Source organism: Bradyrhizobium sp. Kon69 (assembly GCF_055807515.1).
In genome coordinates, this window is record NZ_JBVVOS010000029.1 from 76552 (window position 1) to 91334 (window position 14783).

General features: G+C 63.6%; 13 protein-coding genes and 1 pseudogene. 9 read left to right on the plus strand and 5 right to left on the minus strand.

The window, feature by feature from the left end; translation table 11 throughout:
* Window positions 1-8: 8 nt before the first annotated feature.
* A complete protein-coding gene (locus tag AC0L3U_RS31230) occupies window positions 9-1127 on the plus strand; it encodes a cobalamin-independent methionine synthase II family protein (protein ID WP_354202104.1) in 1119 nt (372 codons plus the stop codon).
* 169 nt (window positions 1128-1296) lie between these two features.
* On the opposite strand, the gene AC0L3U_RS31235 is transcribed toward AC0L3U_RS31230, so the two are convergent.
* Window positions 1297-3015, minus strand: a complete 1719-nt coding sequence (locus tag AC0L3U_RS31235) for a caspase family protein (protein ID WP_473364328.1) — start codon at window positions 3013-3015, stop codon at window positions 1297-1299.
* Window positions 3016-3187: 172 nt separating this feature from the next.
* Between AC0L3U_RS31235 and AC0L3U_RS31240 the strand changes: the two genes are divergently transcribed.
* From AC0L3U_RS31240 to AC0L3U_RS31255, 4 genes are all read left to right on the plus strand, one after another.
* Window positions 3188-4543: a hypothetical protein gene (locus AC0L3U_RS31240; protein ID WP_456769074.1), complete on the plus strand. Its 1356-nt coding sequence runs from the start codon at window positions 3188-3190 to the stop codon at window positions 4541-4543.
* 60 nt (window positions 4544-4603) lie between these two features.
* A complete protein-coding gene (gene metK / locus AC0L3U_RS31245) occupies window positions 4604-5800 on the plus strand; it encodes a methionine adenosyltransferase (RefSeq protein WP_007601978.1) in 1197 nt (398 codons plus the stop codon).
* A 200-nt stretch (window positions 5801-6000) separates the two neighbouring features.
* Window positions 6001-7422, plus strand: a complete 1422-nt coding sequence (ahcY, locus tag AC0L3U_RS31250; protein ID WP_473364329.1) for an adenosylhomocysteinase — start codon at window positions 6001-6003, stop codon at window positions 7420-7422.
* 162 nt (window positions 7423-7584) lie between these two features.
* Window positions 7585-9045 (plus strand): flavin-containing monooxygenase, encoded by a 1461-nt coding sequence (locus tag AC0L3U_RS31255; protein WP_473364330.1) that lies wholly within the window; start codon window positions 7585-7587, stop codon window positions 9043-9045.
* A 10-nt stretch (window positions 9046-9055) separates the two neighbouring features.
* On the opposite strand, the gene AC0L3U_RS31260 is transcribed toward AC0L3U_RS31255, so the two are convergent.
* Window positions 9056-10291 (minus strand): YbfB/YjiJ family MFS transporter, encoded by a 1236-nt coding sequence (locus AC0L3U_RS31260; protein ID WP_473364331.1) that lies wholly within the window; start codon window positions 10289-10291, stop codon window positions 9056-9058.
* 31 nt (window positions 10292-10322) lie between these two features.
* Window positions 10323-11033, minus strand: a complete 711-nt coding sequence (locus AC0L3U_RS31265; RefSeq protein WP_473364332.1) for an SDR family NAD(P)-dependent oxidoreductase — start codon at window positions 11031-11033, stop codon at window positions 10323-10325.
* Between the two features lie 214 nt (window positions 11034-11247).
* Here AC0L3U_RS31265 and AC0L3U_RS31270 point away from each other — a divergent pair, with 214 nt between their 5' ends.
* From AC0L3U_RS31270 to AC0L3U_RS31280, 3 genes and pseudogenes are all read left to right on the plus strand, one after another.
* Window positions 11248-12171 carry a LysR family transcriptional regulator gene (locus tag AC0L3U_RS31270; RefSeq protein WP_473364333.1) on the plus strand — a complete coding sequence of 308 codons (924 nt, stop codon included), beginning with the start codon at window positions 11248-11250 and terminating at the stop codon, window positions 12169-12171.
* A 146-nt stretch (window positions 12172-12317) separates the two neighbouring features.
* Complete coding sequence (locus tag AC0L3U_RS31275) at window positions 12318-12473, plus strand: hypothetical protein (RefSeq protein ID WP_007612486.1); 156 nt, start codon at window positions 12318-12320, stop codon at window positions 12471-12473.
* A 203-nt stretch (window positions 12474-12676) separates the two neighbouring features.
* A pseudogene (locus AC0L3U_RS31280) lies at window positions 12677-12866 on the plus strand (hypothetical protein); the annotation flags it as partial.
* On the opposite strand, the gene AC0L3U_RS31285 reads toward AC0L3U_RS31280, so the two are convergent.
* Window positions 12863-13405 carry a hypothetical protein gene (locus AC0L3U_RS31285; RefSeq protein WP_473364334.1) on the minus strand — a complete coding sequence of 181 codons (543 nt, stop codon included), beginning with the start codon at window positions 13403-13405 and terminating at the stop codon, window positions 12863-12865. The pseudogene AC0L3U_RS31280 and the gene AC0L3U_RS31285 sit on opposite strands and share 4 nt — an antisense overlap.
* Before the next feature lie 131 nt (window positions 13406-13536).
* Between AC0L3U_RS31285 and AC0L3U_RS31290 the strand changes: the two genes are divergently transcribed.
* Complete coding sequence (locus AC0L3U_RS31290) at window positions 13537-13995, plus strand: YybH family protein (RefSeq protein WP_473364349.1); 459 nt, start codon at window positions 13537-13539, stop codon at window positions 13993-13995.
* A gap of 77 nt (window positions 13996-14072) precedes the next feature.
* On the opposite strand, the gene AC0L3U_RS31295 is transcribed toward AC0L3U_RS31290, so the two are convergent.
* Window positions 14073-14774 carry a fumarylacetoacetate hydrolase family protein gene (locus AC0L3U_RS31295; RefSeq protein ID WP_473364335.1) on the minus strand — a complete coding sequence of 234 codons (702 nt, stop codon included), beginning with the start codon at window positions 14772-14774 and terminating at the stop codon, window positions 14073-14075.
* Window positions 14775-14783 lie beyond the last annotated feature (9 nt).

Here is a 14783-nt window from a genome sequence, read left to right on the forward strand (position 1 = left end):
AGTAAGAAATGCAGCGAACCAAAGCCCCCTTCCGCGCCGACGAGGTCGGCAGCCTCCTGCGCCCCGCCAAGATCAAGGAAGCCCGCGCCAGGCTGGAGAAGGGCGAGATCTCGGCCGACGATCTGCGCAAGATCGAGGACATGGAGATCGAGAAGGTCGTGCATAAGCAGGCCTCGCTCGGCCTGAAGCTCGCAACCGACGGTGAATTCCGCCGCTCCTGGTGGCATTTCGATTTCCTGGCCAAGCTCACCGGCTGCGAAATGTTCCACCCCGACACCGGCATCCAGTTCGCGGGCGTCGAGACCCGGCACGACGCAGTGCGCGTGATCGGCAAACTCGATTTCCCCGATGACCACCCGATGCTGGATCACTTCCGCTTCCTGAAGAAGGTCGCCGACCAGGCCCACGTCACCGCGAAGATGACGATCCCGTCGCCGGCGGTGCTGCACTTCCGCGGCGGTCGCAAGGCGATTTCCAAGGACGTCTATCCCGATCTCGACGCCTTCTACGAAGACCTCGGCAAGACCTACCGCAAGGCCGTGAAGGCGTTCTACGACGCCGGCTGCCGCTATCTCCAGTTCGACGACACCGTGTGGGCCTATCTCTGCTCGCCGGACGAATTGCAGAAGGCGCGCGAGCGGGGCGACAATCCCGAGGGTCTCCAGCAGATTTATGCGCGCGTCATCAACTACGCGCTGGCCGAGAAGCCCGCCGACATGGTGGTGACGACGCATGTCTGCCGCGGCAATTTCCGTTCAACCTGGATTTCCTCAGGCGGCTACGAGCCGGTTGCCGAGACCATGCTCGCCGGCACCAATTACGACGGTTATTTCCTCGAATACGACAGCGACCGCGCCGGTGGCTTCGAGCCGCTGCGCTTCCTGCCCAAGGGCAACAAGGTCGTCGTGGTCGGCGTCATCACCTCGAAGTTCGGTGAACTCGAGAACAAGGACGCCATCAAGCGCCGTCTCGAGGAAGCCGCCAAGTTCGCCCCGCTGGAGCAGCTCGCACTCTCCCCGCAGTGCGGTTTTGCCTCGACGGAGGAGGGCAACGTCCTCTCCGAAGAGGAGCAGTGGGCCAAGCTCAGTCTCGCCGTGGAGATCGCGAAGGAAGTGTGGGGCCAATAAGGCTCCACTCGCTCATTGTCATTCCCCGCGAAAGCGGGGAATCCAGTACGCGCAGCTTTTCCGCATCTCTCGCTATCTCGGACTACTGGATCGCCCGGTCAAGCCGGGCGATGACACCGAACGAGTGGCGGGTGGCATCGCGTTCCTGTAAGCGGGATACAAACGCCCCTCACTTCTCCGCCAGATAAACCTCTCCCAGCAGCGACGAGTTCGACCACGGCACCTGCTTGTTCTTCGTGGTCGACACCACCTCCGCCCGCACCCGTGTCAGCATCTGCTGCACTTCCAGGCCGGGCGTGCCGAGATGGCGGGAGAGCGCAGCGGAAAACGGCGAGTTGGCGCCTTCGCCGTCGAGCGCAACCTGGCCCGGCGCAGTGGCGAAAGCGATCAGCGTGCCGGCGCCGAGCGTCGCACCGGCGCCCAGGCTCGTTGGCGCTGCGAGACCCGAGGCAGCTTCGATGGCGCGGCTGGTGCCGGCCGATGCGACCTGCTGTGCCATGGGATTGTTGCGGCAGGCATCGAAGATCAAAATGTTGGTGCGGACCTGGTCGTCGAGGCCGGCCATGATCGTGTCCATGTCGATCATCGCGTCCGTCATCCTCGCGCCCGGCTTGAGCTCGACGTCGACGGGAATGAGATAGTTGCGACCGTCGACCTGCACGCCGTGGCCCGCATAGTAGACCACTACGACCTGCGCACGCGCCGCTTCCCGCAAGAAGTCACGCGTCATCTTCTGCATCGCCGCGCGGTCGAGATCGACGCCTTCTGATACCGTGAAGCCGATTTCGCGCAAGGCCCTGGCAACGGCGCGCGCGTCATTGGGCGGATTGGGCAGCGCCTTGACATGCGCATAGGCGCCGTTGCCGATGATCAGCGCCATGCGCGTGCCGCGCGCGGCCGGAGCAGGCGAGGGGGGTGGCGCGGCACCCGTCTGCTGGGGAGCCGGTGCCTGTGCCGGCTCGGTCGTCGGTGACGGCGCATCGCGCGGGATCGGTGCGCTTGCGTCGGTGATCAGCGACAGCCGCACCTTTGCGGTGGCTTGATTGGCCTTGCTGCCGGCATCGGATGCCGCGATCGCCAGCGTGGCCTTGTAGTCGTCGCTCGCGTGCGCGTAATCGCCTTTCGCCTCATAGGCCAGCGCGCGATGGGTGTAGCCCGAGATCAGCACGCTGTTCGGCGGCGTCATGATGTTGACGGGCGGCTTCTCCTTCGCGAGCCGAATCGCTTCGCTGCCGTCGGCAATCGCGCGATCGTAATCGCCTCTGACACGCCAGATCGCGGTCCGGTTGATCAGCGGCTGCGGCAGTGTCGGGTCGAGCCGGATCGCTTGGTTGATGTCGGCCAGCGCGCCGTCGAGATCGCCGAGTGCCTCCTTGGAGATGCCGCGGTTCTGGAACGAGAATGCCGATCTGGGATCGGCCTTGATCGACATATCGTAATCGGCAATGGCCTTGGCGTAGTCGCCTTTGCCGCGCCAGGCATTGCCGCGATTATGGAAGATGGTACCGCTCGGCGGGCCCAGATTCAGCGCATCGTCGAAATCGGCGATCGCGATCTCGTACTCGCCTCTGTCGTAATAGGCCGAGCCGCGCAGATTGTAGACTGCCTGGTTCGGCTGGAGCCTAATCGCTTCCGTGGCGTCGGTGATGACTTTGGCGTAATCGCCCTTCTTGTTCCAACCCACCGCGCGCCAGAAGTAGACCGTTGCGAGCTGCTCGCCTTTGAACACCTTCAGCGCGATGATCTTGCTGCAGGCGTCGATCATCTGGTCCGCCGGCGTGGTGTCGGTGGTGCAGAGCGGCCCAAGCTGGCTGCGCGCCTGCGCAAATGCGGCCGCCGACCACAGCGTTGCAGCGAGCAGGCAGAGCGCGACGAGGAGGCGGCGCATGGCGGTGGTCCCATAGAGGAGAGGCGTCTGTTTGTTGCCCGGCAGGGGAAGGTGGTTCACGGCCCCGATGTTGTGCACATGGCAAACAGGGGCGGCTCTATCCCTATTCCCTCAGTGGGCAGATTTTGCTAGGAGGCGCTACCCAATCCTTCTGCCCACCGCGTCCCACTCCATGAAGAATGACGAAATCCTGAGCCAAATCACTGAGTTCTGCCGCAAGGCGGACATGGCGGAATCGACGTTCGGCCGGCGCGCGGTGAACGATGGGAAGCTCGTGCACCGCTTGCGCGAAGGCAAGCGCATCACGATCGACACGCTGGACCGGATCCAGGCCTACATGGCCGCATCGATGGCCGGCGGTGTGCCGCCGCCGCGGGGGCTTCAGGTGCCCCCGGAAAAGCGTGATCCGCGGGGCAATTTCCGCTTTTTCGAGAACCGGCAGAAATACCTGCTGTTCGTCCACACTTGCAGTGAGAAGCGGGTGGTCGCCGAGCGCGTGGCGCTGGAGCTTGCCAGCATCCATCCCCGGCCGCCGGCGCTGCGCGTGTTCGATGCCGGCGTTGGCGACGGCACGGTGCTGGCGCGCGTGCTGCGCGCGATGCATCAGCGCTTTCCGCACATGCCGTTCTATGTCGCCGGCAAGGAGCTCAGTCTCGAGGACCTCCGCCTGACGCTGGACAAGGTGCCGGATCGCATTTTCGAGCATCCGGCCTCGGTGTTCGTATTTACCAATATGCTTTACGCGGAGGCGCCCTGGCTCACGCCGGCATCGCCCGCGGCGGCGGCCGCAACAGTCTGGCACGAGGTTCCCCTGCGGGGGGCTTCCTCGGGCGAGTTCGAGACGCAAATCGCGGAGCTGAAGCCGTTTTTGGAGCAGAACTGGCGCGCAGCGGTCAGTCCGCGCACGGGGATGCCGCTCTATGAGCGGCCTGTCGTGCTGGTGCTCTACCGTGAAGATCAGCGTTTTTTGCTCGATTCGACCATTCCGCGGCCGGGCCAGGCCGAGGCCAATTTCGACCTGGTTATCGCATCCCAGCCATACCGCGCGCTCTCCTCGGTCAATTTCCGGGCAAAACGGATCATTGCCCCCTTGGCGCGGGCCTTGAGGGCAGGCGGCCGCCTGATCGGTATCCACTCCCATGGCCAGGATCCGGGCATGGAGATGATCCAGGCGATATGGCCCGGAGAAAACCCTTTCTCTGTGAGCCGTCATGAGCTATTGCGCGCGGTGAAGTACGAGCTCGGCTCGGTGGGCCGCGACTTAAATTTTAATGCTTATGCGGATAACCGCTCGATCTTCAGGTATGATATGGAAGCTCTGCCCAACGAGGTGACAGGCTCTATCGGCACCTCGACGGCCTTTGCAGCGTGGAATGCGGCGGTGTACGTCGCTCAGATTGAGGACGACCGGTTGACGGAAATGACTCAAAACGGCCGCACTCTGGATGCCGCCAGGGACGTGCTGCGAAAGTACAATGGGCTCTGGTTTCTCGACGAATCCTACGTCATCTCGCGCCGGCGTGATTGACATCATTCAAAGCTAAATATCGCAACGCCCGCCAGCTAGCGGCGGAACAAGGGGTTACTGATGCGCGCGTCCTATCTCTTCACCAGCGAGTCCGTGTCCGAAGGCCATCCGGACAAGGTGTGCGACCGGATCTCCGACGAGATCGTCGATCTGTTCTACCGCGAAGGACCGAAAGCCGGCATCGATCCCTGGCAAATTCGCGCCGCCTGCGAAACGCTCGCGACCACCAACAAGGTCGTGATCGCCGGTGAGACCCGCGGTCCTGCGTCCGTCACCAACGAGCAGATCGAAGGCGTCGTGCGCGCCGCGATCAAGGACATCGGCTACGAGCAGGAAGGTTTCCACTGGCAGAAGGCCGACATCGAGATCCTGCTGCATCCGCAGTCCGCCGACATCGCGCAGGGCGTGGATGCGCTGCAGCCGGGCGAAGTCAAGGAAGAGGGCGCGGGCGACCAGGGCATCATGTTCGGCTACGCCACCAACGAGACGCCGGATCTGATGCCGGCGCCGATCTTCTACGCCCATAAGATCCTGCGCCTCATCTCGGAAGCGCGCCACTCCGGCCGCGAGAAGGTGTTGGGCCCGGACTCCAAGAGCCAGGTCACCGTGCAGTACGAGAACGGCAAGCCGGTCGGCGTGCGCGAGATCGTGGTGTCGCATCAGCATCTCGTCGAGGACATCTCGTCCAAGCAAATTCGCGACATCGTCGAGCCCTATGTGCGCGAGGCGCTGCCGAAGGAATGGATCACTGCGAAGACCATCTGGCACATCAACCCGACCGGCAAGTTCTACATCGGCGGTCCCGACGGCGATTCCGGCCTGACTGGCCGCAAGATCATCGTCGACACCTATGGTGGCGCGGCCCCGCACGGCGGCGGCGCGTTCTCCGGCAAGGATCCGACCAAGGTCGACCGCTCCGCGGCTTACGCTGCCCGCTACGTCGCCAAGAACATCGTCGCGGCCGGTCTTGCGGATCGCTGCACATTACAGCTCGCCTACGCCATCGGTGTGGCGCGTCCGCTGTCGATCTACATCGACACCCACGGCACCGGTAAGGTCTCCGAGGAACAGCTCGAGAAGGCCGCCGCCAAGGCGATGGATCTCACCCCGCGTGGCATCCGCAGCCATCTCGATCTCAACCGCCCGATCTACGCGCGCACCTCCGCCTATGGCCACTTCGGCCGTACCCCCGACAACGAGGGCGGCTTCTCCTGGGAGAAGACCGATCTCGTCGAAGCGCTCAAGCGCGCCGTCTAAACGCTCTTACCTCGCCCCGCTTGCGGGGAGAGGTCGCCGCGAAGCGGCGGGTGAGGGGGACACTCCACTGGCTCAGTGCGCGGATGGAGCCCTCACCCCAGCCCTCTCCCCGTAAGAACGGGGAGAGGGAGAAGACTGTGCCGCAAGGCGCTTCGTTTGCTTCGTTACTGACACGCCAGACCCACCACTAGGAAACAGACATGAACGCGAAGCCCGGCTTCACCGATTACATCGTCAAGGACATTTCGCTCGCCGATTTCGGCCGCAAGGAGCTCTCGCTCGCCGAGACCGAGATGCCTGGCCTGATGGCCACCCGCGAGGAGTACGGCCCGAAGCAGCCGCTGAAGGGCGCGCGCATCGCCGGCTCGCTGCACATGACAATCCAGACCGGCGTGCTGATCGAGACGCTGGCCGCGCTCGGCGCCGACATCCGCTGGGTCTCCTGCAACATCTATTCGACGCAGGACCACGCCGCGGCGGCGATCGCAGCTGCCGGCATTCCGGTATTCGCCGTCAAGGGTGAGAGCCTTACCGAGTACTGGGACTACACCGCCAAGCTGTTCGACTGGCACGGCGGCGGTCACCCGAACATGATCCTCGACGACGGCGGCGACGCCACCATGTACGTCCATCTCGGTCTGCGCGCCGAGAACGGCGACACCAAATTCCTGGACAAGCCGGGCTCGGAAGAAGAGGAAGTCTTCTTCGCGCTTCTGAAGAAGCAGCTCAAGGAGAAGCCGAAGGGCTACTTCGCCGAGATCGCCAAGAGCATCAAGGGCGTTTCCGAAGAGACCACCACGGGCGTGCATCGTCTCTATGACATGCAGAAGGCGGGCACGCTGCTATGGCCGGCCATCAACGTCAACGACAGCGTCACCAAGTCGAAGTTCGACAACCTCTATGGCTGCCGTGAATCGCTGGTCGACGGCATCCGCCGCGGCACCGACGTGATGATGTCCGGCAAGATCGCGATGGTTGCGGGCTTCGGCGACGTCGGCAAGGGTTCGGCCGCCTCGCTGCGCCAGGCCGGCTGCCGCGTCTTGGTCTCCGAAGTCGATCCGATCTGCGCGCTGCAGGCAGCGATGGAAGGCTATGAAGTCGTGACCATGGAAGACGCCGCGCCCCGCGCCGACATCTTCGTCACCGCGACCGGCAACAAGGACATCATCACGATCGAGCACATGCGCGCGATGAAGGATCGCGCCATCGTCTGCAACATCGGTCACTTCGACAACGAGATCCAGATCGCGGGTCTGCGTAACCTGAAATGGACCAACATCAAGCCGCAGGTCGACGAGATCGAGTTCCCCGACAAGCACCGCATCATCATGCTGTCGGAAGGCCGCCTCGTGAATCTCGGCAATGCGATGGGCCATCCGTCCTTCGTGATGTCGGCCTCCTTCACCAACCAGACGCTGGCGCAGATCGAGCTTTTCGCCAACAACAAGGACGGCAAGTACAAGAAGGAAGTCTACGTGCTGCCGAAGTCGCTCGACGAAAAGGTGGCGCGCCTGCACCTCGCCAAGATCGGCGTCAAGCTGACCGAGCTGCGCAAGGACCAAGCCGACTACATCGGCGTCAAGCAGGAAGGTCCGTACAAGTCGGACCATTATCGCTACTGATCCGCTGATCACATCGATCATCGACGCAGAGCCCCGGAGCGATCCGGGGCTTTGTTGTTTTTGAGTGCGACGCACGTGTTTCCTCGCGGTTGTGTCAGGGGCCGATTGCTAGTTGACGAGGGATCGTCCCGGTCAGACAATCGTTGGCAGCGGAGGAAACAAATGTCGCAAGACCATTTCGACGTGCTGATCGTCGGTGCCGGCCTGTCCGGCATCGGCGCGGGCTATCATCTTCAGACCAAATGTCCGGGCAAGAGCTACGTCATCCTCGAGGGGCGCGACTGCATCGGCGGCACCTGGGACCTGTTTCGCTATCCCGGCGTCCGCTCCGACAGCGACATGTTCACGCTCGGCTATTCCTTCAAGCCGTGGACCGATCCGAAGGCGATCGCCGACGGCGCGCAAATCCTCAACTACGTTCGCGAAACCGCGGCCGAGAACGGCATCGAGAAGCACATCCGCTTCCGCCATCACGTCAAGCGCGCCGGGTGGTCGACGAATGAGGCGCGCTGGACTGTCGAGGCCGAGCGCATCACCGGCGAGGGCGCTATCGAAACCGTGCGCTTCACCTGCAATTTCCTGTTCATGTGCTCGGGCTATTACAAATACGAGGCCGGATATACGCCGGAGTTTCCGGGGGTCGCCGATTTCGCCGGCCGCATCGTGCATCCGCAGAAATGGACCGACGACATCGACTGCGCAGGCAAGCGCGTCGTCGTGATTGGCTCGGGCGCGACTGCGGTGACGCTGGTGCCGGAGCTCGCCAAGACCGCCGCGCAGGTCACCATGCTGCAGCGCTCGCCGACCTATGTGGTGTCACGGCCGGCGCAGGATCCCGTCGCCAACAGATTGCGGCGCAATCTGCCGACGCGGCTTGCCTATCACCTGATCCGCTGGCGCAACGTGATGTGGGGGATGTTCTTCTTCCAGCTCAGTCGGCGCCGCCCTGCGAAGGTGAAGGAGCTGGTTCTCAAGGGCGTGCAGATGGCGCTCGGCCCCGACTACGACGTCGCGACCCATTTCACGCCGCGCTACAATCCCTGGGACCAGCGGCTCTGCCTCGTGCCGGATGGCGATCTGTTCAAGGCGATCCGCGAGCAGCGCGCCTCCGTGGTGACTAAAGAGATCGACATGTTCACCCAGGGCGGCATCCGCCTGAAGGACGGCAGCGAGCTTGCGGCGGACATCATCGTGACCGCGACGGGACTGGTGCTCCAGGTCGTCGGCGGGTTGGAGGTGAGCGTCGACGGCCGCACCGTCGATTTCGCCAATACGCTGACCTACAAAGGCATGATGTATGCCGACGTGCCTAACATGGCCTCCGCCTTCGGCTACACCAACGCATCATGGACGCTGAAATGCGACCTCACCTGCGAGTATGTCTGCCGCCTCATCAACTATATGGACCGGCACAATTTCCGGCAGTGCATGCCGCATAATGACGATCCCACGATCACGGCGCAGCCATCGCTCGATTTCACCTCGGGTTATGTGCAGCGCTCGGTCGCAAAGATGCCGAAGCAAGGCTCGAAGCAGCCGTGGCGGCTCTACCAGAACTACGCGCTCGACATCGTCTCCTTGCGGTTCGGCCGGATCGACGACGGCGTGATGCAATATTCCTGATCGCGACGACCTAAGCCTTGCGGGTGGCAAGCGGCAGCGCAAGATCAATCGCGAGTGCGAGAACGATGGCGCCGCCGCCCAGCGCGAACAGCACGAGATAATCACCGCCGGTCTGCGCGTAGATCCAGGAGAAGCCGTAGGCCGCGGCCGCCTGGAACAGCGCAAAGCTGGTGGTGGCATGGCTCCACGTCCTGCGCTGCTGCTCGGCAGAATGGGGGACCACCTCATGGATACGTCCGAGCACGAGCGGTACGATGCCGGGTGTGAACCCGCCGACCACCACGCTCGACACGATCAGCGAGAGAGGCGCGGTACTGACGGTCGGGAGCAACACGGCGGCCGCTTCGATCAGGAAGGCGGCGCGTAGCGCGGGTCCAAACCCGGCGCGATCGCCGAGATGACCGGTGACCAGGGGGCCGACGATTGCGCCAAGGCCGTAGAGCACCCAGTAGTGCGATCCCGCGGCAATACCTTGGCCGAGGCCGCGCGCGACGAAATCGACGATGAAGACCATGTGCGGCACCAGCGCCACCGCGTTGAGGCCGTATTGGACGAGCAAGCCGCGAACGGCGGGCGAAGCGTGCTTCGCCCGCTGCGATGACACGGTATCGGTCTTGGCCTGGGCAGGCCAGTTCCACCAGCTCACCAGCGTGAGAGTGCCCGAGACCACGCCAAGACCATACCAACTCTGTTGCAAGCCTTGCTGCAGCAATAGCGGCACCAGCGTGCCCGATGCGGCGACACCGAGCCCGACACCGGCAAAGATCACACCGCCGACCACGCCGCGCTTCGCTGCCGAGGTATGGGGCAGAATGACGGAGGCCGCCAGCACCATGATGATTCCGCCGGTGAGCCCCGACAGGAAGCGCCAGGCGAAAAACCAGGTGAACGACACCGGGGTTGAGCTGGCAAAAAAAGAGAGGGTCGCGAGCAACATCATCGCCCGCAAAGCGCAAACGGCGCCGATGCGCGCGGCCACTGTCCGCGCCGCGAGCGCGCCGGCGAGATAGCCGGCCAGGTTCGCTGCACCGAGATAGACGACGTCGGACGGGTCGAACCATTTTGCGGCGATCAGGGCCGGGATCAGCGGCGTGTAGGAAAAGCGCGCGAGGCCAAGTCCGACCAGCGATGCTGACAATCCGGCTACCGCATATCGCCAGGTTTGCTGTGAAGAAATCTCTGATGTCGAACCCGACCGCTGATGCGGTCGGGGATGAACTTGCTGCTTGGCATCTGCGTCTGTCATGTCGTCCTCGTGCGCGCGAAGGCGCTAGCGTTCAGTGGCCGGCGCTCTGGCCGCCGTCGACATGTAGGATCTCGCCGGTGACGAAGGAGGCACCCTCGAGATAGAGCACGGCGTCGACGATGTCGGACATCTCGCCCATATGGCCGACGGGATGCAGCGCATTGAGCTGGGCGTGCGTTGCGACGGGATGCATCGGCGACTTGATGATGCCGGGCGACACCGCGTTCACGCGGATACCGCGCTTGGCATATTCGATCGCGAGCGACTTGGTCGCGGCGCTCAACCCGCCCTTGCTCAGCGAGGCCAGCACCGAGGGCACGTTCGAATTGGCCTGGTCGACCAGCGTGGTTGTGATCTGGACAACGTGGCCGGACCCCTGCTTCTCCATCTCGGCGATAGCGAGCTGCGTGACGTGGAAGAAGCCCGCGACGTTGGTACCCATCACCGCCGCATAGTCCTCCGCCGTGTACTGCGTGAACGGCTTTGCGACGAAAATGCCGGCGTTGTTGACCAGCGTGTCGACGCGGCCGAAGCGGGCGACGGCTTGCGAGACCACCCGCTCGGCGGTGTTCCGGTCGGCGATGTCGCCGGCAATGGCGAGGACATCGTCGTCGCCCGACGGCTTGATGGAGCGCGCTGTCGCGACGACGCGATAGTTTCGATCGCGAAAACCCTGGACGAGAGCGGCACCGATGCCCTGCGAAGCACCGGTGATGATGGCAACCTTCTGTTCGATACCCATGATGGGCTCCTGTTGTTGGCTTTCAGAACCTGTGCCAGCGACCGCTGGCTTGCCGGATGAGGTACGCCGCAGCGGGCCGGCTGCGAATATGCGCTGTCCGACAGACACTCTTTCGCGGCGCGAACGAATGCCGGACCGGCGCCCGGCAGTGGTTGTCGCAGCGGGAGCGAACGCCTAGCTTGCATTCGGAGCTCGATGGGCTGGCGGGAAACGTATGGATCGTCTGGATGCGATGAAGGTGTTTGTCCTTGCGGTGGACGAGGGCAGCCTTGCCGCTGCGGGCCGCAAGCTCGGCCGTTCGCCGGCGGCGGTCAGCCGCGCCATTGCTTTCCTGGAGCAGCGGGTCGGTGCCGAGCTGCTGCACCGGACCACACGCTCCATCAAGCTGAGCGAGGAGGGCGAGCGCTATGTCGCGGTCTGCAGGCGCGTGCTGACCGAGTTGGAGGAGGCCGACGACATCGCGGCCGGACCGCGCACGGCGCCCCGGGGCTTGCTCACGATCACTGCCCCGGTGGTGTCGGGTGAGATGGTGCTGCGGCCGATCCTCGATGCGTTTCTCGACGCCTATCCGACCGTGTCGGCAAAACTCCTGCTGTTCGATCGCGCGGTCAATCTGATCGAGGAGGGGGTCGACGTCGCGCTCCGCATCGGCCATCTCGCAGATTCAGCGATGGTCGCGATGCGGGTCGGCGAGATCAGCCGCGTCGTGGTGGCATCACCACGCTATCTGAAGCAGCACCCGCGCATCACCGAGCCCGGCGATCTCGCCAAGCACCAGATCGTCGCGATGGCCCACCTTCCCAATTCGTGGACCTTTGCGCCGCAGGCCGGCTCGTCGGCAGCCCGCACGGTACAGTTCACGCCGCGCCTTGTCGTCAACAGCACCTATGCGGCGGTGGCCTCGGCCGTCGCCGGCCGCGGTGTGGCGCGAATGTATTCGTACCAGGTGGGTGAGCAGGTCGCGCGCGGCGAGCTCGAGATCGTGCTGCCCGGCGACGAGGATCCCGAGATGCCCGCGCATTTGATCTGTCCGCAGGGCCGGCTCTCGGTGCCGAAGGTCCGGACCTTCACGGACTTTGCGGTGCCGCGGCTGAAGAAGCAGTTTGCTCGGCTCAAGAACAGCATCACTGCGGGGTGAGCCGCTGCGCGCACGGGCAATGCGTTGTTTTGCGTATACGGCCGCTAGGCTGAATCAGCCATGCTGCCCGAACGGTTAACGCCGGATTAACCGCGGAGTCCTAGCCTGTCTCGGCCGGGGTTACTTGCAAGGCCGAGGTGAGCCCAATGGAAGCCCAGAGAATCGCGGTCGACGCCGTCGTCGCGTTGACCGATTGTGACCGCGACGCCGTCATCGCGTTCATCCGCCGCCTGTATCTCGCCGGCGTCACCGACCCCAAGCGCCTGACCTTCAAGGGTCTCCAGGCCCTGTCACGGGCGTGACCAGGGCCCCGTACAATCCATTACTGGACGGTCGGATTGCTAATCCGGATTGACGTGACACGGTCCGCCTGCACTTCGAATGAGAAGGGCCATGGGTGATAGGTCCAGAGCTCGGTCTTCTCCAGCCCGCTCGGCCCGACATGGAAGGGGCCGCCGAACTGCGCCATCAGTTTCTCGGTGCTGTCGCCGAGATTGATGTGGTTGCAACGCAGAACATCGACGGCGAGAGCGTCGGCCTGCTCAACAAGGTATTCGGCAAGCTCTACGAGATCAATCTTGCGAGCCGCAAGGTCAAGGAATGGAATTGCAACGTCTACTGCACGCTCAAAATATTCACTGACGGCGCTGATGCTCGGTCTCATCGTGCTGTGGCATTGCGGTGATCGCGTTTAGTGACGGTGCTTGTGTGCTTCGGAGCCATCAGGGCGTTGGTAACCTCGCAGCTCCGCGTATCGCTGCATCTGGCTCTGGTCGAGCAAGGCGGTTGTCGACAGATGATATTTGAGGTGGCTTTCGCGGAGCAGTGCCTGGGTTTCCGAAATGGCAACGAGAGTCGCCTTGAGTGACTCCGATGTCACGACGCGGGCAGAAAAGAGCCGGTCCAACTCCGTTTCCTGCTCGACCAGCTTGTTACCCAGCGGGACCGCCTCTTGCTTCATGGCCTCGAACAGGCGCTGAACCCGGATGCGCTGATCCGCGGTCAAGTCAAGCCGGTCACCGAACTCAAGAACATGGCTCGGACCGGGATATCCATTGAGTTCGGCGGCAAGCGCCAGGCCCATGCCACGTCCGGCTCGAAGATCGTCGATCTGCTGGTGCGACAGCGCCTTGATGGGGCGCTGCTCAAGGCCGGCATAGGGCTGACCGGACTGCGCGCTGGCAACGTTGCTCGAGACGATAAGCGTGGCCGCAAGCAGGAGAAGGCGTCTCATGAGTCTGGCTCCATGAAATCAGCCCGGTTCGTCGATCGATCTCCACCGGTGCTCTCCACATATCTTGCTGGACGGTTCGCCTCATGGCAACAAAGATTGCCGCGATTGAGTTGCCGAACATGGAGCAGGCGATGGCCTCCTTGCCGACCGCGAATACCGAGATCACGCAGTTCTTTCGCCACTGGCTGGAGACCTTCGCGGGCTATGTCCGCGAGGTCGACTATGCTTCGGCGCGGCCGCTCTTCCATCCGGATGTGCTGGCCTTCGGCACACATAACGACGTCATCCCAGGTCTTGACCAATGGGTCACCACGCAATGGGACAACGTCTGGCCGAAGACGGCCGACTTCCGTTTCGTCATCGACCAGGCTTCGATCCTGGCATCGTCCGATGGCACAATGGCGACCGTGATCGTGCCGTGGACGAGCACGGGCTATCATCCCGACGGCAGCGCGTTTCCGCGCCCCGGCCGGGCCACGATGGTGTTTTCAAGACATGGCGATGGTTGGCTGTGCGTGCATTCCCACATGTCGCTCAATCGCGGTGTGCCGCAGACAAGCCACGCCGATCGGCCGGTGAAGGCCTGGTAGATCGGCATCGTCCGCCAGCGAAATGAAAAAGGCCCCGGACATGCCCGAGGCCTTCTTAGGTAGAGCCGCCGTGAGCCTTACTCGGGTTGGCCGATCGAGACCTTCAGCGTGCCGACGCCGTCGACGCCGCATTCAAGCTTGTCGCCGGGCTGGAGCTGCGACACGCCGGCCGGCGTGCCCGTCATGATGATGTCGCCGGCGGCGAGCTTCACCTGCTGCGAGAGCTGCCAGATGATCTCGGGCACGTTCCAGATCAGCTCGGTGAGGTCGCCTTTCTGCGCTTCCTTGCCGTTGACCGTGAGCCAGATCTTGCCCTTGGCGGGATGGCCGATCTTCGACGCCGGCTGCACCGCGGAGCAGGGCGCCGAATAGTCGAACGACTTGCCGACCTCCCACGGACGCTCCTTCTTGCGCGAGGCGATCTGGAGGTCGCGGCGGGTCAGGTCGATGCCGACGGCATAGCCGTAGACATGCTCGAGCGCCTTGTCGGCGGGAATGTTGAGGCCGCCGCTCTTCATCGCGACGATCAGCTCGACCTCGTGATGCAAATCCTTGGTTAGGGGCGGATAAGGAATCGTGGCGCCGTCGGGCACCAGCATGTCGGCGTGCTTGGCGAAGAAGAACGGCGGGGCGCGCTCGTCATTGCCCATCTCGCGGATGTGCTCGAGATAGTTGCGACCGACGCACCAGATGCGGCGCACGGGATATCGGCCGCTTTCCCCGACGACGGGAAGCGAAGCCTGGGTCGGAAGCGGGATGACGTAGGAGGCGGCGTTCATGGTGCGATC